Genomic DNA, 16,272 nt, shown 5'->3' with positions numbered 1-16,272 from the left:
ATGCTGGGATTTCTAGCCGTTATCCTAGGTATCGTGGCAGTATTGGTGATTATCACCTACTTTATGACCAAGTAGGATATGGGTTTGTTGACTCTTTTTGATAGGTCAATTATATCCTATCTTAAAAAATATAAGGCAAGTAAACAGAGGAAAGATATTTACTGACTCTTATGATAGCACTATTATTTTGATTGGCTATGTTAAGGGTCGTAGCCGTAAGTATGATAAACTTGGTGCATAAGAAAAAGGGTAGCGCTATGCTACCCTTTTTTGCTATCTTCATAAGTTTTAATCATTTTCTTCTGTGGTGTGGCCATTGGGAACTGGTTAAAGTCCTCAGCCGTTACCCAGCATAGCTCTTTATCGGTAGTGAGTTTGTTGTCATTGACGATTCCTTCCACCATCTCGATGGTCCATTTTTGGTGGCTGAAGGTATGTTTTACAGGTGTAAAGCTATTGTCTGTCCAGACTGGTTTAAGAGCATAATTTTCCTCGAAAATAGCTTTTTGTGAAACGGTTTCGAGGACACAATTATCATTTTTAAAAAGACTGAGTTGTTGGCCAATAAAGTCCGTCTCTATGATAGGGAAAGTCCAGAAACCACCTAGCAGACGCCCCTCTATATTTTTTTCTAGAAGAAATTCACCCTTTGTATTTCTGATAATAAAAGCCTGAATTTGCATAGGTTTGGGCTTCTTCTTTGGCAATTTGATGGGGTATTTGTCATAGGTTCCATTGAGATAGGCTGCACAGAAAAAGCGAATAGGGCTTTCGTCGGGTCTTGGATTTTTAGCCGATTCGATATCGGTCCCAAGGTCCATAAGGGCCTGATTAAAGTCACCAGGACGGTCAGGATCAATCAAAATTTCCATAATAGCTTGGAAAATCTTACGATTTTTAGGGTCTCCGATGTCATAGTTAACTTCAAAGAGGCGAGCCATGACTCGCATAACATTCCCATCAACAGCAGGTTCAGGGAGTTCAAAAGCGATGCTAGAAATAGCACCAGCAGTATAGGGGCCGATCCCCTTGAGCTTTGCAATATTGTCATAAGTATCTGGGAACTGACCACCAAAGTCAGTCATGATTTGTTGTGCGGCCTTTTGCATGTTTCGGATACGTGAATAGTAACCTAGACCCTCCCAAGCTTTGAGGAGTTTTTCTTCTGGAGCCTCAGCCAAATCCTTAACTGTTGGGAACCAGTCTAAAAAGCGCTCATAATAGGGAATGACAGTCTGAACCTGGGTTTGTTGTAGCATGATTTCACTGACCCAGATATAGTAGGGATTTTTAGTTCTACGCCACGGTAGGTCTCGTTTTTCTCGATCGTACCAGTCCAGGAGGGTACGACGAAAAGATACGATTTTCTCAGCATCCCACATGACAATGCCGTATTCTTGTAAATCTAACATATCTCTATTGTAGCAAAGAAATCTTTTTTCAAAAAATCTTTCGTTTTCAAGAGAAAAAGATTGACAAAAGTAAGCGTTTACATTATAATAAGAGTGTAAAGAAGAGAAGGATTCATCAAGGAGGTAAAAGCCATGGTGAGAGTCAATATTTCAAGGTACAAAAACGGAGACTAAGGTTTCTAAACAAAACAGTAGGCAAAATAACTAACTTTACCAATCATCTCTGAGGAGCGTGGTCATATGACAGTAGGGCGTTACAAGAACGGAGATTAATTTAGTCGCATAAAATAGCTACAAGGGAGTGATACCACCAGAAGTCGAAAGCCAAACTCAAATCTGTTAACCTAAGAAAAAGTGAGGTAAAGCTCATGAGAAATGTTAGTAGGTATAAAAATGGAGACACTTAAGCAGTTGCGTAAAATAGCTTAAGGAGTGATACCAATGCCAAACAAGTGAACTATCGACAAAAGTTAAATGCTTAAATCTTGTAACAAAGTACCGAGGTGACGCTTATGTTGATGTTTGATGTAAGTCGTTATAAGAACGGCGATTAAAAATGTTGCATAAAATAGCTACAAGGGAGTGATACCGATGCCAAATGAGTAAACTGTCGACAAAAGTTTAATGCTGAAATCTTGTAACAAAGTACCGAGGTGACGCTTATGTTGATGTGATGTAAGTCGTTATAAGAACGGCGACAAGTAAACCTCATTGAGTGGTCAATGGGGAGATAGGTCTCAAATCATACGAATCGGAGGCGATTACTATGATGATGAATTTAGGACGCTATAAAAATGGAGACACTTCAAGTTATTGCATAAAATAGCTTAGGGAGTGATACCGATGTAATAGAAAATTTACAATGCATGAAAGTTATTTGTAAGTTGATGGAGGTAATCTATGATTGCTAGGTATAAAAATGGTGACACACAATGACTCCTCCTTATGAAAATATTTTTTACAAAATTCCAAAAGGATGTTCTAATGACAATTGAAAAATCTTAAAAGCTCATTCTAGCGTGTAAGAATGAGCTTTTTGATATGTTGAATTTAGCTAAAAGATACTTAATCCTTATTGTTTAACTGGACCTTTCGTAGGAGGGCCAGTCTTTTTTGTTCCTCTACTAGAGCCATAAAGATTTGGTACTGTTTTTGGAGATGTGGCAGGAAGCTCTTAGGAATCTTGCTATCAAAGCTTAGGTTGTTCAGAAATACGGGGGCGCTACTGTCTCTATAGATTTGTCCTTGGAAGAAGTAGTTGTCGGTCACGATATCAATTGAGATACGTGATGAGCGCCATCGGCGTTTGCGCATGTACTTGGGTTTCCAACGAATCTTAAGTTGTTGGTCCTTGATATACCACCCCATGATGTCTATTCTAGCGGTCTGTTTCGTTTTGTCATCAAAGTAGGTTACTGGTACGCTTAAAACCTGCTGGCTTCTTGACGAGGTTAAGAAGGGATGAAAATCAGGAATGAAGTTGTAGTCCTTGCTAGACACTTCCGATAGACCGTCTTCTTCTCGTATTTTGCCACGACTGGTGTACTTGAAGAAGTCATAATCCTTACCTTGTCTTTCTAGTCGACCAGCCTCTAATTGATATCTTGTCACCTGATCACCGATATTTTTAGTCGTCTTGAGGTAACGCATGATTTCTTCATTCTTGTAGTAAAGAGCGACGAGATTTTTAAGACGCTGACTAGGGTTCAGAGAGTGTAACTTGTCTGGAAAAGACAAGATTTGTATGCTATGAACAGAGGCCAAAGGGACAGCAGCGATACCTGATAAGAGCTTGTCTTGTTCAAAGAGGGAGACGGTATCAAAATGGCTGGTATGACCAAGCTGATGTCTTATGTCAACAACAAAAAGGTTATTGTCCTGTTTGAAAGTGATAATATAGGTATCACTAGAACCTAATTTTTTAAGGTTATATTCTAGGGAAATAATAGGAATATTATAGTAGTGGTTAAAGGTGGGAAGTCCTAGTTTTTCTCCTAATTTCTTTTTATGATAAAGCATTCTCTTATTTTAGCATGAAGTTTGACCGGAGAAAAGATAACGCATAGGGCTTAACTTTTTTCTGAGGGATTCAAATTTCTAACTCTTTACTTTTTCCTTGCATTATCCCTCAAACTTTGGTAGAATTATATCTTGTGAGTGCACCTCACTTACTCGTGGCGAAAGTCCATGAGTCATTAGACCAAAAGAGGAGGAAAATATCAATGGCTAAATACGAAATTCTTTATATCATTCGTCCAAACATTGAAGAAGAAGCTAAAAACGCTTTGGTAGCACGTTTCGATTCTATCTTGACTGACAACGGTGCAACTGTTGTTGAATCAAAAGATTGGGAAAAACGTCGTCTTGCATACGAAATCCAAGATTTCCGTGAAGGACTTTACCACGTTGTTAACGTTGAAGCAAACGACGATGCAGCTCTTAACGAGTTCGACCGTCTTTCAAAAATCAACGGCGACATTCTTCGTCACATGATCGTTAAACTTGACGCGTAAGAAGGTAAATTATGATTAATAATGTCGTACTCGTTGGTCGCATGACCCGTGATGCGGAACTTCGTTATACACCAAGTAACGTTGCTGTTGCAACATTCAGCCTTGCGGTTAACCGTAACTTCAAGGGTGCTAATGGTGAACGTGAAACTGACTTTATTAACTGTGTTATCTGGCGCCAGCAAGCTGAAAATTTGGCTAACTGGGCTAAGAAAGGTGCATTGATTGGAATTACAGGTCGTATTCAGACTCGTAACTATGAAAATCAACAGGGTCAACGTGTTTACGTAACTGAAGTTGTCGCTGATAATTTCCAAATGTTGGAAAGCCGTGCGGCACGTGAAGGTCACAGTGGTGGTTCTTACAACGCTGGAGGATTTGATAATTCAAATTCATTCGGTGGAGGAGCTTCAACTGGTGGTTCATTTGGTGGATCACAACCTGCACAATCTACACCAAACTTCGGTCGTGACGAGAGTCCATTTGGTAATTCAAATCCAATGGATATTTCAGATGACGATCTCCCATTCTAAGAATGGACAAAACGAATTAAATATATAAAGGAGAAATAAACATGGCTCAACAACGTCGTGGCGGATTCAAACGCCGTAAAAAAGTTGATTACATCGCAGCTAACAAAATCGAATATGTTGATTACAAAGATACTGAGCTTCTTAGCCGTTTCGTTTCAGAACGTGGTAAAATTCTTCCACGTCGTGTAACAGGAACTTCAGCTAAAAACCAACGTAAAGTAACAACAGCGATTAAACGCGCTCGCGTTATGGCACTTATGCCTTACGTAAACGAAGACTAAAAATAATACCCTCGACAGAGGGTGTTTTTTTCTGCCTAGATTTTGTAGGCTTTTGTTATTCTTAGGCTTGTGTGCTGAGTTTAATTTTATGTTTTAGGGGAAAAGAGAAACCAACTAGTCTTCTCTTTTATCTTGAGGGGCTAGTTGGTTGTTTTGTGGTATATAGAGGGTGTTTTTTAAGAAATCATCAAATTTTTGGTCGTTAACGAGGATATCGACATTGTCTTTGAAAACCTTGAAACGATTGCCTAACCAGTGTGTTTTGATGCCGACCCAATTGTTGAAACAACTCCAGCGGTAAGGAAGTGTTGGATCTTGTTTTTCAAAAATATAGATACTACCATCTTTTTCGTAAGCTATAGCTGTGTGGAAGTTACTAACATCACCAGGGCTATTTTGAAAGACGGAGAGGAGTTTTACATTTTCTGGAAACTTGAGTCCGGCTTCTTTCCAAGCTTTCAGGAGTTCATCTGTAGATTGGTAGCTGATATTATCCCCAAAGAGAAGGCTGTAGAGGGCTTGATCTTTGGCATTTAGCTCTTTGTGGCGTGACTTGAGATCACGAAATTCATTTTGAAGAGGGAGGTCTAATTTAGTAAGGTCCTCTGAGCTTGTAATAAGGTTATGAAGGAGCAGGAAGGATGTTCGTCGGCAGTTTAAATCATCAGTAAAGTGCGATTTGTTATCTTCGAAAGTTTTTTCATTAAGGAAGGTGACAAATTGGTTTTGGTCTTTGCCGATTTTACTTTGGGTCCATTTTTTGACAACAGGTTGAAGGTTTGTATTTTCCTGATTGTAACGACTAATATAAGGGGCTAGATTGTTCCAGTCTTTTGTTGGAATACCCTTGCTTTTTAAGGCTTTTGCTAGCTGCTTTTCCTGAGTGGAAGTTGTCACATTGTTAAAACTATAGTAAGCTTGATAGTTTTTCTGAGTATTCTTGTTGCCACAAGCCATAAGTAATAGGCAGCAAGCAATGATTAGTAGAGAAAATTTGATACGCATCTATTGGAATTCTTTCTTTTGTCTATTAACCTTAACATTTTAGTATAGAATAGCCAACTGTGTCAAGATTTCTGACGTAAAAAAGCACCCATAAGGGTGCTTGAGGTTGAGGTTGATTAAGATGCAGGTGCGTAAGTACTTTGAACGTTGTAGTGACGTTTGAAGAAGTATTTGGCAACACCAGCGATGACACCAATAGTAAGGATCACAATTGGTGAAAGACCAGGGTTGAGGTAGCTTGGAAGAAGGGCTGTAAGACTAAAGAGAGCGAACCATGCAATAAAAGAGAGTGTGATGACGGTCATGCTGAACCACCATTTTGGACGTTCTTCTTTTGGTTTGTTATTGTGACGGTAGATGTAGTGATAAGGAGTGTACATAGCTAGACCACCGATGAATGATACGGATAGAAGAGTTGTGAGGCCGTAGCTTGTTTGCGTACCAGAGAAACCAAAGACTGCGTTCATGATGGCAACAATGGCGAGAAGGAAAAGTGAGGTATCAAGCCACATCTTCCAAGGTGTTTTGTCTGTTTCTGGGACTTCTTTGCTGGTTTTGTCTGAGTTAGGTTGTGGATGTTTTTCAGGAGAGAAACTAGCTGCCCAGACCGTTGGAGCACCAAGAAGACTGCGTCCTGTGATTCCTTTTTTCTGATTTTCAAGGAGTTCAGGAATGACATTACCAAGGATGTCTTTGATTTCTTGGTCTGACTTACCGTCTTTGATAAGCTGATTGGTTGCGATGTGGATGAATTCTTGGTTTTTCTTGGTGAGTTTTTGGATGTCCATGAGATGACCTTTCGATAAATAGTATTAATTTTTTAGTTTAGCAGTTTAGGGAAAAGAAGAGGTTCTATGTTAGAACCATTTTTTTCTGATAAAGTAGATAACAACGCAGGATGACCCGAAGGCTGCGATGAAGAAGATGACCCAAAAGGCGTTATCTAAATCGTTTAGTGGCATAGAATTGTTTTTAAAGTTCATACCGTAAGCGGAGAAGATAACGGTCGGGATGTCCAGAGCCATCGTCATAAGAGCCAGTGTTTTCATGATAGTGTTCTGGTTATTACCGATGATAGAGGCAGAAGTTTCGGCCATGGCATTCAAGACATTTTCATAGATGCCTGCCATTTCGATGGCCTGTTGGGTTTCGACCAAGGTGTCTTCCAATAGATCCTCGTCCTCGATATATTTCTTCAAGCTAGAGGCGTTACCTGTTAGCTTTTTGACAATTCGTTCATTCATCTTAAGTGAGGCTTTTAGATAGACAATGGATTTTTCCAATTCCATCATGTCAATCAAGTGCTCGTTTTTAGTCGCATTTTCCAACTGAGCTTCCAATTTATCACTCTGACGGTCGATAGAACGTAGGGCGGTTAGGTAAAGTTGGGCATTGCGGTAAAGGATCTGAAAGACGAAGCGTGTCTTCATGAAGGTGTAGAAGTTACGCACACGGTGGTTTAGGAAGTTATCCATGAGACTAATGTCCTCAAGACAGGTAGTAACAACCACCTCATCGGTAACGATGATACCCAATGGAATAGTGACGTAGTAGCTTTTGTTATTACGCTCTTCCTGGGTTGGAACGTCGACCAGAATCAAGGTGTAGTCATCTTCGACATCGATACGTGAAGTTTCTTCCACGTCCAGAGGGGCGCGGAGGTCTTGAATATCAATGTTAAACCGTTCTGCGACCTTCATGGCTTCTTCTTGGGAAGGGTTCACCAAATGAATCCAAGCACCAGGCTCGAATGTTTCAATTTCTTTGAATTCTTTTCCGGTGGATAAGAACATTTGTTTCAATGGGAACCCCTCCTTTATCATTAAGTAAGTGCTAGCATCTTGATTATAAAAGGATTTTTACAATCGCTTTTAAGTCTAATTAGCACTACTCTTAGCTTTTTTGGTGCTGTCAAAAGAGGCTTGGGATGATGTTCCTTGCCTTTTTTAGACACTTCACCATTATACTACATTTGAAACATTTTTTGGCTGGATAAATTGAAATTTTGTTATAATTATGAGAGAAAGTCGGGATGGATTTTCCATCCGTCTGTAGGAAGGAGTGGCAGTTGCTTTAGGGCTAGGCCTCTTAAAAATATGCAAGATAAGTTAGTGATTCACGGAGCAAGAGCTCACAATTTAAAAAATATCGATGTGGAGATTCCGCGTGATAAACTGGTGGTGGTGACGGGCTTGTCAGGTTCTGGGAAGTCTTCCTTGGCCTTTGATACCATCTATGCAGAGGGGCAACGTCGTTATGTTGAAAGTCTCTCGGCTTATGCCCGCCAGTTTTTGGGAAATATGGAGAAACCTGATGTGGACTCGATTGATGGTTTGAGTCCTGCCATCTCCATTGACCAGAAAACAACAAGTAAAAACCCTCGTTCGACGGTCGGAACGGCAACAGAAATTAATGACTATCTTCGTCTCCTGTATGCGCGTGTGGGTGTCCCTTATTGTCCTAATGGTCATGGAGCCATTCAGTCGTCCTCTGTGGAACAGATTGTGGATGAGGTTCTAGCTCTTCCTGAGCGTACGCGTATGCAGATTTTAGCTCCGATTGTTCGTCGTAGAAAAGGGCAACACAAGGCCGTTTTTGAACGTGTACAAAAGGATGGTTATGTTCGTGTTCGTGTAGATGGTGAGATTTACGATGTTACAGAAGTGCCAGAGTTGTCTAAGTCTAAGATGCACAACATAGAGGTTGTTGTGGACCGCTTGGTCAATAAGGATGGTATCCGTAGTCGTCTCTTTGATTCAGTCGAGGCGGCGCTACGTTTAGCGGATGGCTACTTGATTGTGGACACTATGGATGATAATGAGCTGCTTTACTCAGAACATTATTCTTGTCCGGTTTGTGGCTTCACAGTTCCTGAGTTGGAGCCTCGTCTTTTTTCATTTAATGCCCCATTTGGCTCTTGTCCGACCTGTGATGGTTTGGGCAATAAACTGGAAGTTGATATGGATTTGGTCATTCCTGATGCTAGTAAGACCTTGCGTGAAGGTGCGCTGGCGCCTTGGAACCCTATTTCGTCCAACTATTATCCAGCCATGCTTGAGCAAGCCATGGATCAGTTTGGCGTGGATATGGATACGCCATTTGAAAAACTGAAAAAAGAAGAGCAGGATTTGGTTCTTTATGGTTCAGGAGATCGTGAATTCCATTTTCATTATGTTAATGATTTTGGTGGGGTGCGTGATATTGACATTCCTTTTGAAGGGGTTGTGACTAATATCAATCGTCGCTACCACGAGACCAATAGTGATTTCACTCGCAATGTCATGCGGGGTTATATGAATGAGCTGTCATGTCCAACTTGTCATGGCTATCGTCTTAACGAAGCGGCACTCTCGGTTCGTGTTGGTGGTGAGAATGGCCTCAATATTGGTCAAATCTCTGATCTGTCTATTTCAGACCATCTTCAGGAAATAGATCGTCTTGAATTGGGTGAAAATGAAAGAGTGATCGCTCGTCCAATTGTTAAGGAAATCAAGGACCGCTTGACTTTCCTAAATAATGTAGGTCTTAATTATTTGACCCTCTCTCGTATGGCTGGAACCCTTTCAGGTGGTGAGAGTCAGCGTATCCGTTTGGCAACACAGATTGGCTCTAACCTTTCTGGAGTCTTATATGTTTTGGATGAGCCTTCTATAGGGCTTCATCAGCGTGACAATGATCGCTTGATATCAAGTCTTAAAAAGATGCGTGACCTTGGCAATACCTTAATTGTGGTGGAGCATGATGAAGATACCATGCGTGAGGCTGACTGGCTTATCGATGTGGGGCCTGGTGCTGGTGCTTTTGGTGGTCAAATCATGGCCTCAGGAACCCCAGAGGAAGTGGCTAAGAATAAGAAATCAATCACTGGTCAATATCTGTCAGGTGCTAAATCAATTCCTGTACCGACGGAACGTCGTGTAGGTAATGGTCGTTTTATCGAGGTCATAGGAGCTAGTGAGAATAACTTGAAGAATGTCTCTGTCAAGTTTCCACTTGGAAAGTTGATTGCAGTCACAGGTGTTTCTGGTTCGGGAAAATCGACTTTGGTTAACGGAATTCTCAAGAAAAAAATTGCCCAAGAGCTCAATCGCAATAGTGAGAAACCTGGTAAACACAAATCAGTGACAGGAATCGAGCATATCGAGCGTTTGATCGATATTGACCAAAGTCCAATTGGTCGTACACCTCGTTCTAATCCAGCGACTTATACGGGCGTCTTTGACGATATTCGTGATCTGTTTGCCCAAACTAATGAGGCCAAGATCCGAGGTTATAAGAAGGGGCGTTTCTCTTTCAATGTCAAGGGTGGCCGTTGTGAAGCCTGCTCTGGTGATGGTATTATCAAGATTGAGATGCACTTTTTGCCGGATGTTTATGTGCCTTGTGAGGTTTGCCATGGCACACGCTATAATTCTGAGACCCTAGAGGTTCGTTATAAGGGGAAAAATATAGCGGAGATTCTGGATATGACAGTTGATGACGCAGTTGACTTCTTTGCGGCTATTCCTAAGATTGCCCGTAAAGTGCAGACAATCAAGGATGTGGGGCTTGGGTATGTGACCTTGGGACAACCAGCAACAACCCTCTCAGGTGGTGAAGCTCAACGTATGAAGCTGGCTAGTGAGTTGCACAAACGCTCTACTGGGAAGTCTTTCTATATTCTGGATGAACCGACGACTGGTCTCCATACAGATGACATTGCACGTCTTTTGAAGGTGCTTCAGCGTTTTGCGGACGATGGAAACACTGTTCTCGTGATTGAGCACAATCTGGATGTTATCAAGACCGCAGACCATATCATCGATTTGGGTCCTGAAGGCGGTGTCGGTGGAGGTACTATCGTTGCTACAGGGACTCCAGAAGAGGTAGCAGCCGTTCCAGAAAGCTACACAGGACGATATTTGAAAGAAAAATTGACATAAAGTAAAAAGACTCTTTGAGTCTTTTTTTGCTTTAGGTTGGTTTAAGTTGAGCTTGCTATTCTATGGTTAGGAAAAAACATACAGGAGTCAGACTATGGTTAAAAAGCGTTTTTTCATAGGCTTTAATGGTATTCTTCTAGCCCTATTTCTAGATATTTGTCTTTTGATTAGCATCCGTACAGTGGATCATCATGGTCGTTTTCAATCAACAACGGATAAATCGCAAACCTTACTTTACGTTTCAGGAGTTTATGTTAGTTTTCTCCTTTTTGAAGTGATATTTTATCTTATTCTGAAACACCGTAGAAATAAACAAGTTTTGGAACAGGTCTTATAGAGGCTTGGATTTTTGTGTTCAGTGATAGTGACATTTATGTCACTATTGTTTTGAAAAGAGAGAACTTATAATGATCTTATACCCAAACCAACTAGGTTTCCAAGACGACTAAATCTTGTATAGTCCAGGTGGTTATTGCTGTATTTATTTTTGAAAAGAAAGGAGAAATAAGAATGCGAACTAAGGCATATGGTGAAGAGCTCAATGCTGAAACCTTAGAAAATGTTACAGGGGGTGGTTTTGTAGCTAGACCTCAAACCTTGCCTGAACGATTGGGTTGGAACAAATGGTGGTTGAAAAGAAGCCCTCCTTATGGCGATTAGAAGTTACCATGAGTACCAAATATGGGAAAGAGAAATATGGATAAACAGAAGAATAATCTTATTAGAAGTTTAAGCATTGTTATCGTGATCGTCTGGCTATTTATTGTGATGATAAATGCTACGCTAAGTTTCAACGAAGGCGTTGCCTTTATTGACCATTGTTTCGTCTGGTCAACACTTTCGCTAGCTTTTTCTTTGTTTGCGCTTAGGGTGGCGAGTAAGGATAAGGAGAAATGATTTTCTCTGTTGATTACTATAGTCTCAGGTTGAGTTTATTTGCTTAGCCTTTTCTTTTTGCCTTTAATGCTATGGAATGGTGACATTTATGTCACTTTTTTTATCTTGTTAAGCTCTTATAATGAAGTCATAGATTGGACTTAGTAGCTAAGAGCTGCTGAGAGAGCTAACCTTAGAATTTTATTTAGAAAGGAGCTTTGTAATGTTAGAAGAAAAACAATTATTTACGGTGTTGTCCAATGATGATTTAGAGCAAATCAGTGGTGGTTTCAATCCAGTTAAATATGGTAAGTACGTTATTAACGAATTTGTAAAAGGTTTTCATCATGCGTGGTAGGTAGTCGAAGTCAATGAAATAAAGAATAGGAGAGAACATGAAAAATGCATTTCAAAAAATTGATATTAAAGATTTAGTAATTGTAGTTGGTGGAAGTATTGATTCATCTGTAGGATATGGAGTCGGAGTAGTTACTCACACGGTTTATGATTTTGGTCGTGGATTTGTAGATGGATTTAGAGGTTAAGGGAAAATGTATATGGATACAATGATGATGGATAAATTTGATTCTTTAACCTTTGATAAGCTTTCTGAAATTGTTGGGGGAAATGTAGCATATGACATTGGTTATGGAGTTGGACAAGTAAGTTATATTGCAGTTGAGATTTTAAAACTGAGAAAAATAAGATAGCAGGTTATTAAATAACTCTTATTTTCATGAGAGTCAAAAAGAATAAACGTTATAAGTTATCATCGTTCAGGTGAACTAATCACTTGGATGTTAAAGATTTATATTAGAAATATATTTAAACAAAGAAAGGTAGAAAGATGACAGTGCTAGCGGTGAAAGGCTTAACCTATAGTTTTGGAAAGCAAACCGTTTTGGATAATATCTCGTTTACGTTAGAGAAGGGGGATATTGCCGGTTTGATTGGTAATAATGGTGCAGGGAAGACGACCCTGATGAAACTAGTTTCAGGTATTTTGGCAGGACCCAAGGATATTATTGACTTAAAAACAAGAACTGTAGGAGCCTTGATTGAAGCTCCGGCTCTATATCCTAACATGACTGTTGAAGCTAATCTTAAATTCTATTGTAAATTGTACAGTAAAGATTACGCATTGATTGACCGTTATAAGGACGAGTTGGAGGTGGCAGCCTATCTTAAACGCAAGGCTTCCAAATTGTCTTTGGGAATGAAGCAACGTGTGGGGTTGTTTATCGCCTTAATTGCTTCAGATGAACTTATCCTTCTTGATGAGCCTACAAATGGTCTGGATCCTAATGGAATCAACAGTCTTCTCACATTAATTAAAAAGTTAGCGAAAAATCATGGTCTAACCTTTATTATCTCGAGTCATATCTTGTCTAATCTTGAGCAGGTTTGTACGAAAAACTATTTGTTGAGGAATCATAAGCTGATTTACTTAGATGATAGTGATAATGTTAAATACAAGATTTATACTGAGGATTTAAGTTTGAAGTCATTGATGTCTCTGCTCAAATTAAATGGTCTACCTTTTGAACGACAAAAGCATGATATCTTAGTCAAAGGATTAGCAGCTGTTAAGCAGGTTATGGATAGGGAGGGGATTCCTTTTACTTATGAAAAAGAAGGATTAAGTGAGGTGCTATTCAATGAAAAGTAAATTGAGAACCGTATTTTTACAGCAGGAATGTGTGACGAGGAGTGTCTTTATTTGTCTCGGATTGGTAGCCTTGATTGGTGCAATTGTAATCTTATGTGATGGCTATAGGGGAGATTACCTTGGTCCATCTGCGATTGTTGCCAGTTATTCTTTTATCGTGGATATCGTCTTTGTTTATTTAGCAGTATCTAGTCTTGGACGAGAATTTCAGAATCGAACAATTAATATGATTCGGGTGTCTTCCTTATCTGGATGCGAGGTTATTCTTCGAAAACTCTTAAGTTTCCTTGTGTTGTCTATAGTTGCTGCTACTATTTTGGTTTTGGAGTTGGCCTTCTACAAGTATTCTGTGCAACATGTCGATTTTCCTTTGTGGGATTATATCAGAGGCATCTATATTGATTTTCTACTCTATGGAGCCTTTATTTATATGGTTTCCTCCTTACTTGTATTGTTTGTAAAAAGTACCTTGACAGCCTTTGTAATGACCTATTTTGGTGTAACAGGAATGACTTTCTTTACGCTCTATTTGGCTAGTTTAGGGGATACCATAACTAAGTTGATGACTTATGTGCCATTTAGCTTTATGCGAGCAGTCTTTACTAGCGGTCAACAGTTCTTCAGTCTTCGCGAAGCCTTTGTTTTGTTTGCTTGGACTTTGGTTTTGCTCCTCTTTGCGCCAACTATCTACGAAAAGCGAGCCTATGTGTAGTGCTTATAAAGTCAGAATTTCATCTGGCTTTTTCTTAATGCCATCAAAAAAACACGATAAAGTATCAATTTCGTCCTTTAAAATCTGAGAATTTGGTATAATTAACCTAAAATACCAAAGGAGTCATTCAAATGCAACGTAGACTTGAACGATTTGATGCTAAACTTGCCCAATCAGGCCTTGATGCCTTGTTGGTGACAGGACAAAACAATATTTATTATTTGACAGATTTCTGGGGGACAAATGCGACTGTCTTCATCACTAAGAATCGTCGCCTCTTCTTAACCGATTCACGTTATACCCTCATTGCCAAACAATCCGTGCATGGCTTTGATATTATTGAAAGTAAGGATCCACTTAAGGATATTGTTAAAATTATCGGGGCTGATAAACTGGAGACAATAGGTTTTGACAATCAGGTATCATTTGCTTACTATCAAGGTCTTCAAGCGATTTTTGAAGGCTACACTTTGTCACCACAAAGTAACTTCATGGAAGAGTTGCGTATGATCAAGGACGAAAAAGAATTGGCAACTATCCGTAAGGCTTGTTCTATCTCAGACCGTGCCTTTACAGATGTGCTTGATTTTATCAAACCAGGTCAAACAACAGAACTACAAGTGGCTAACTTCCTAGATTTCCGTATGCGTGAATATGGAGCTTCAGGTATTTCCTTTGAGTCTATCATTGCTTCAGGTTACCGTTCAGCTATGCCTCACGGTGTTGCTTCAGACAAGGTCATTCAGTCAGGAGAAACTTTGACTATGGACTTTGGTTGTTACTACAATCACTATGTTAGTGATATGACTCGTACTATCCATATTGGTGACACCACTGATGAGGAGCGTGAAATTTATGATATCGTTCTACGTTCTAACCAGGCCTTGATTGACGCAGCTAAGGCTGGTATGACACGTCGTGACTATGATAAGGTTGCGCGTGATGTTATTGTCGAAGCGGGATACGGCGACTACTTTACACATGGTATTGGACATGGTATCGGTCTTGATATTCACGAGATTCCTTACTTCGGTAATTCTGATGAGACTATCGAAGCTGGTATGGTCTTGACGGATGAACCAGGTATTTATTTGGCTGACAAATACGGTGTTCGTATTGAAGATGATATCATTATTACTAAAAATGGTTGCGAATTGATTACTCTTGCACCTAAGGAATTGATTGTACTCTAAGATTTGGAGGAATATTTTATGCCAAACCGTCTATCTTGGCAAGACTATTTTATGGCTAATGCAGAGCTGATTTCTAAACGTTCTACCTGTGACCGTGCCTTTGTTGGTGCTGTTTTGGTCAAGGACAACCGCATTATTGCTACAGGTTATAACGGTGGAGTCTCTGAGACAGATAACTGTAATGAGGTTGGTCACTACATGGAAGATGGTCACTGTATTCGTACGGTCCATGCGGAGATGAACGCTCTTATCCAGTGTGCCAAAGAGGGGATTTCTACTAAAAATACAGAAATTTATGTGACGCATTTTCCCTGTATTAACTGCACCAAAGCTCTCCTTCAGGCTGGCGTTGTTAAGATTACTTATAAGGCTAATTATCGCCCCCACGCCTTTGCGATTGAGTTGATGGAACAAAAGGGAGTCTCTTATGTGCAACATGATGTTCCAGAGGTACACTTGGGGATGGATGACTAGATTTTCCTTGGAAAATCTTAGGTTTTAGGTCTGATTCTATAAAACATTTGAGCCATGCTGTCATTTATGGTAGAATAAACTGATAATAATTTTTACAAAGAGGTATTTAATAATGATTGAAGCAAGTAAACTCCGTGCGGGTATGACTTTCGTAACAAGTGATGGCAAATTGATCAAAGTTCTTGAAGCTAGCCACCACAAACCTGGTAAAGGTAACACAATCATGCGTATGAAATTGCGTGATGTTCGCTCAGGTTCAACTTTTGACACTAGCTACCGTCCAGAAGAAAAATTTGAACAAGCAATCATCGAAACAGTACCAGCACAATACTTGTACCAAATGGATGATACTGCATACTTCATGAACACTGAAACATATGACCAATATGAAATCCCAGTAGCCAACGTTCAAGAAGAATTGAAATTTATCCTTGAAAACTCAGACGTAAAAATCCAATTCTACGGAACAGAAGTTATCGGTGTGCAAGTGCCAACAACTGTTGAATTGACAGTTACTGAAACACAACCATCAATCAAAGGTGCAACAGTTACAGGTTCAGGTAAACCTGCAACACTTGAAACTGGTCTTGTGGTTAACGTTCCAGACTTTATCGAAGCTGGTCAAAAATTGGTTATCAACACAGCTGAAGGTACTTACGTATCACGTGCCTAAGCCTAACTAAGT

Annotated in this window: 20 protein-coding genes; 15 read left to right on the top strand and 5 right to left on the bottom strand. The window is 39.9% G+C overall.

Going from position 1 to position 16,272, the window contains the following annotated elements; all coding sequences use genetic code 11:
• Nucleotides 1-260: 260 nt before the first annotated feature.
• Both mutY and ADF62_RS01090 read right to left on the bottom strand, forming a co-directional pair.
• Nucleotides 261-1,412: an A/G-specific adenine glycosylase gene (gene mutY / locus ADF62_RS01095; RefSeq protein ID WP_048787885.1), complete on the bottom strand. Its 1,152-nt coding sequence runs from the start codon at nucleotides 1,410-1,412 to the stop codon at nucleotides 261-263.
• Nucleotides 1,413-2,477: 1,065 nt separating this feature from the next.
• Complete coding sequence (locus ADF62_RS01090; RefSeq protein WP_048787884.1) at nucleotides 2,478-3,431, bottom strand: hypothetical protein; 954 nt, start codon at nucleotides 3,429-3,431, stop codon at nucleotides 2,478-2,480.
• A gap of 203 nt (nucleotides 3,432-3,634) precedes the next feature.
• Between ADF62_RS01090 and rpsF the strand changes: the two genes are divergently transcribed.
• Genes rpsF through rpsR form a run of 3 tightly spaced genes read left to right on the top strand, consistent with a single transcriptional unit; the run spans nucleotide 3,635 to nucleotide 4,736 of the window.
• The gene (rpsF, locus tag ADF62_RS01085; RefSeq protein ID WP_003093185.1) at nucleotides 3,635-3,925 is read left to right on the top strand and encodes a 30S ribosomal protein S6; all 291 of its coding nucleotides are present in this window, start codon (nucleotides 3,635-3,637) and stop codon (nucleotides 3,923-3,925) included.
• A gap of 11 nt (nucleotides 3,926-3,936) precedes the next feature.
• Nucleotides 3,937-4,455 carry a single-stranded DNA-binding protein gene (locus ADF62_RS01080; protein ID WP_002891844.1) on the top strand — a complete coding sequence of 173 codons (519 nt, stop codon included), beginning with the start codon at nucleotides 3,937-3,939 and terminating at the stop codon, nucleotides 4,453-4,455.
• Nucleotides 4,456-4,496: 41 nt separating this feature from the next.
• Entirely contained in the window at nucleotides 4,497-4,736 is a 240-nt protein-coding gene (gene rpsR, locus ADF62_RS01075; RefSeq protein ID WP_000068665.1) for a 30S ribosomal protein S18, read from the top strand.
• 114 nt (nucleotides 4,737-4,850) lie between these two features.
• On the opposite strand, the gene ADF62_RS01070 is transcribed toward rpsR, so the two are convergent.
• The 3 genes from ADF62_RS01070 to ADF62_RS01060 all read right to left on the bottom strand — a co-directional run bounded on the left by ADF62_RS01070 (nucleotide 4,851) and on the right by ADF62_RS01060 (nucleotide 7,543).
• Nucleotides 4,851-5,741 carry a DUF4300 family protein gene (locus ADF62_RS01070; RefSeq protein WP_048787883.1) on the bottom strand — a complete coding sequence of 297 codons (891 nt, stop codon included), beginning with the start codon at nucleotides 5,739-5,741 and terminating at the stop codon, nucleotides 4,851-4,853.
• Nucleotides 5,742-5,857: 116 nt separating this feature from the next.
• Nucleotides 5,858-6,529, bottom strand: a complete 672-nt coding sequence (locus ADF62_RS01065) for a DUF1129 domain-containing protein (protein WP_003094516.1) — start codon at nucleotides 6,527-6,529, stop codon at nucleotides 5,858-5,860.
• A 69-nt stretch (nucleotides 6,530-6,598) separates the two neighbouring features.
• Nucleotides 6,599-7,543, bottom strand: a complete 945-nt coding sequence (locus tag ADF62_RS01060; RefSeq protein ID WP_037611177.1) for a magnesium transporter CorA family protein — start codon at nucleotides 7,541-7,543, stop codon at nucleotides 6,599-6,601.
• A gap of 294 nt (nucleotides 7,544-7,837) precedes the next feature.
• Between ADF62_RS01060 and uvrA the strand changes: the two genes are divergently transcribed.
• The 12 genes from uvrA to efp all read left to right on the top strand — a co-directional run bounded on the left by uvrA (nucleotide 7,838) and on the right by efp (nucleotide 16,260).
• Nucleotides 7,838-10,663 carry an excinuclease ABC subunit UvrA gene (gene uvrA / locus ADF62_RS01055; protein ID WP_003094377.1) on the top strand — a complete coding sequence of 942 codons (2,826 nt, stop codon included), beginning with the start codon at nucleotides 7,838-7,840 and terminating at the stop codon, nucleotides 10,661-10,663.
• A 94-nt stretch (nucleotides 10,664-10,757) separates the two neighbouring features.
• Nucleotides 10,758-11,000 carry a DUF3923 family protein gene (locus ADF62_RS01050; RefSeq protein ID WP_003094026.1) on the top strand — a complete coding sequence of 81 codons (243 nt, stop codon included), beginning with the start codon at nucleotides 10,758-10,760 and terminating at the stop codon, nucleotides 10,998-11,000.
• A 173-nt stretch (nucleotides 11,001-11,173) separates the two neighbouring features.
• On the top strand, nucleotides 11,174-11,323 hold the full coding sequence (locus ADF62_RS11100) for a hypothetical protein (protein WP_003094533.1): 150 nt from the start codon (nucleotides 11,174-11,176) through the stop codon (nucleotides 11,321-11,323).
• A 21-nt stretch (nucleotides 11,324-11,344) separates the two neighbouring features.
• Nucleotides 11,345-11,560, top strand: a complete 216-nt coding sequence (locus tag ADF62_RS01045) for a hypothetical protein (protein ID WP_003096046.1) — start codon at nucleotides 11,345-11,347, stop codon at nucleotides 11,558-11,560.
• A gap of 202 nt (nucleotides 11,561-11,762) precedes the next feature.
• On the top strand, nucleotides 11,763-11,897 hold the full coding sequence (locus ADF62_RS09910) for a bacteriocin (protein ID WP_003094349.1): 135 nt from the start codon (nucleotides 11,763-11,765) through the stop codon (nucleotides 11,895-11,897).
• A gap of 37 nt (nucleotides 11,898-11,934) precedes the next feature.
• On the top strand, nucleotides 11,935-12,084 hold the full coding sequence (locus tag ADF62_RS11095; protein WP_003093496.1) for a hypothetical protein: 150 nt from the start codon (nucleotides 11,935-11,937) through the stop codon (nucleotides 12,082-12,084).
• A gap of 12 nt (nucleotides 12,085-12,096) precedes the next feature.
• Complete coding sequence (locus tag ADF62_RS11090; protein WP_164555397.1) at nucleotides 12,097-12,249, top strand: hypothetical protein; 153 nt, start codon at nucleotides 12,097-12,099, stop codon at nucleotides 12,247-12,249.
• 137 nt (nucleotides 12,250-12,386) lie between these two features.
• Nucleotides 12,387-13,208 (top strand): ABC transporter ATP-binding protein, encoded by an 822-nt coding sequence (locus ADF62_RS11085; protein ID WP_003093340.1) that lies wholly within the window; start codon nucleotides 12,387-12,389, stop codon nucleotides 13,206-13,208.
• A complete protein-coding gene (locus ADF62_RS01035) occupies nucleotides 13,198-13,920 on the top strand; it encodes an ABC transporter permease (RefSeq protein ID WP_003093593.1) in 723 nt (240 codons plus the stop codon). The genes ADF62_RS11085 and ADF62_RS01035 overlap by 11 nt, the downstream gene beginning before the upstream one ends.
• A gap of 131 nt (nucleotides 13,921-14,051) precedes the next feature.
• Complete coding sequence (locus ADF62_RS01030) at nucleotides 14,052-15,113, top strand: M24 family metallopeptidase (protein ID WP_003093704.1); 1,062 nt, start codon at nucleotides 14,052-14,054, stop codon at nucleotides 15,111-15,113.
• 18 nt (nucleotides 15,114-15,131) lie between these two features.
• Nucleotides 15,132-15,587 carry a deoxycytidylate deaminase gene (locus ADF62_RS01025; RefSeq protein ID WP_003093914.1) on the top strand — a complete coding sequence of 152 codons (456 nt, stop codon included), beginning with the start codon at nucleotides 15,132-15,134 and terminating at the stop codon, nucleotides 15,585-15,587.
• A 112-nt stretch (nucleotides 15,588-15,699) separates the two neighbouring features.
• Nucleotides 15,700-16,260: an elongation factor P gene (efp, locus tag ADF62_RS01020; protein ID WP_003096048.1), complete on the top strand. Its 561-nt coding sequence runs from the start codon at nucleotides 15,700-15,702 to the stop codon at nucleotides 16,258-16,260.
• Nucleotides 16,261-16,272: the final 12 nt, after the last annotated feature.

The sequence above is a fragment of the Streptococcus sp. 1004_SSPC genome (genome assembly GCF_001069025.1).
GTDB classification, from domain to species: Bacteria; Bacillota; Bacilli; order Lactobacillales; family Streptococcaceae; genus Streptococcus; species Streptococcus vestibularis.
The sequence above is the reverse complement of the archived record's forward strand: the minus strand, read 5'-3'. Positions and strand labels throughout refer to the sequence as shown.

What these genes read in the sequence shown, in the direction of transcription:
- mutY (WP_048787885.1), bottom strand. Translation starts at nt 1,412, where the DNA reads ATGTTAGATTTACAAGAATACGGCATTGTCATGTGGGATGCTGAGAAA.
- ADF62_RS01090 (WP_048787884.1), bottom strand. Translation starts at nt 3,431, where the DNA reads ATGCTTTATCATAAAAAGAAATTAGGAGAAAAACTAGGACTTCCCACC.
- rpsF (WP_003093185.1), top strand. Translation starts at nt 3,635, where the DNA reads ATGGCTAAATACGAAATTCTTTATATCATTCGTCCAAACATTGAAGAA.
- ADF62_RS01080 (WP_002891844.1), top strand. Translation starts at nt 3,937, where the DNA reads ATGATTAATAATGTCGTACTCGTTGGTCGCATGACCCGTGATGCGGAA.
- rpsR (WP_000068665.1), top strand. Translation starts at nt 4,497, where the DNA reads ATGGCTCAACAACGTCGTGGCGGATTCAAACGCCGTAAAAAAGTTGAT.
- ADF62_RS01070 (WP_048787883.1), bottom strand. Translation starts at nt 5,741, where the DNA reads ATGCGTATCAAATTTTCTCTACTAATCATTGCTTGCTGCCTATTACTT.
- ADF62_RS01065 (WP_003094516.1), bottom strand. Translation starts at nt 6,529, where the DNA reads ATGGACATCCAAAAACTCACCAAGAAAAACCAAGAATTCATCCACATC.
- uvrA (WP_003094377.1), top strand. Translation starts at nt 7,838, where the DNA reads ATGCAAGATAAGTTAGTGATTCACGGAGCAAGAGCTCACAATTTAAAA.
- ADF62_RS01050 (WP_003094026.1), top strand. Translation starts at nt 10,758, where the DNA reads ATGGTTAAAAAGCGTTTTTTCATAGGCTTTAATGGTATTCTTCTAGCC.
- ADF62_RS11100 (WP_003094533.1), top strand. Translation starts at nt 11,174, where the DNA reads ATGCGAACTAAGGCATATGGTGAAGAGCTCAATGCTGAAACCTTAGAA.
- ADF62_RS01045 (WP_003096046.1), top strand. Translation starts at nt 11,345, where the DNA reads ATGGGAAAGAGAAATATGGATAAACAGAAGAATAATCTTATTAGAAGT.
- ADF62_RS09910 (WP_003094349.1), top strand. Translation starts at nt 11,763, where the DNA reads ATGTTAGAAGAAAAACAATTATTTACGGTGTTGTCCAATGATGATTTA.
- ADF62_RS11095 (WP_003093496.1), top strand. Translation starts at nt 11,935, where the DNA reads ATGAAAAATGCATTTCAAAAAATTGATATTAAAGATTTAGTAATTGTA.
- ADF62_RS11090 (WP_164555397.1), top strand. Translation starts at nt 12,097, where the DNA reads ATGGATACAATGATGATGGATAAATTTGATTCTTTAACCTTTGATAAG.
- ADF62_RS11085 (WP_003093340.1), top strand. Translation starts at nt 12,387, where the DNA reads ATGACAGTGCTAGCGGTGAAAGGCTTAACCTATAGTTTTGGAAAGCAA.
- ADF62_RS01035 (WP_003093593.1), top strand. Translation starts at nt 13,198, where the DNA reads ATGAAAAGTAAATTGAGAACCGTATTTTTACAGCAGGAATGTGTGACG.
- ADF62_RS01030 (WP_003093704.1), top strand. Translation starts at nt 14,052, where the DNA reads ATGCAACGTAGACTTGAACGATTTGATGCTAAACTTGCCCAATCAGGC.
- ADF62_RS01025 (WP_003093914.1), top strand. Translation starts at nt 15,132, where the DNA reads ATGCCAAACCGTCTATCTTGGCAAGACTATTTTATGGCTAATGCAGAG.
- efp (WP_003096048.1), top strand. Translation starts at nt 15,700, where the DNA reads ATGATTGAAGCAAGTAAACTCCGTGCGGGTATGACTTTCGTAACAAGT.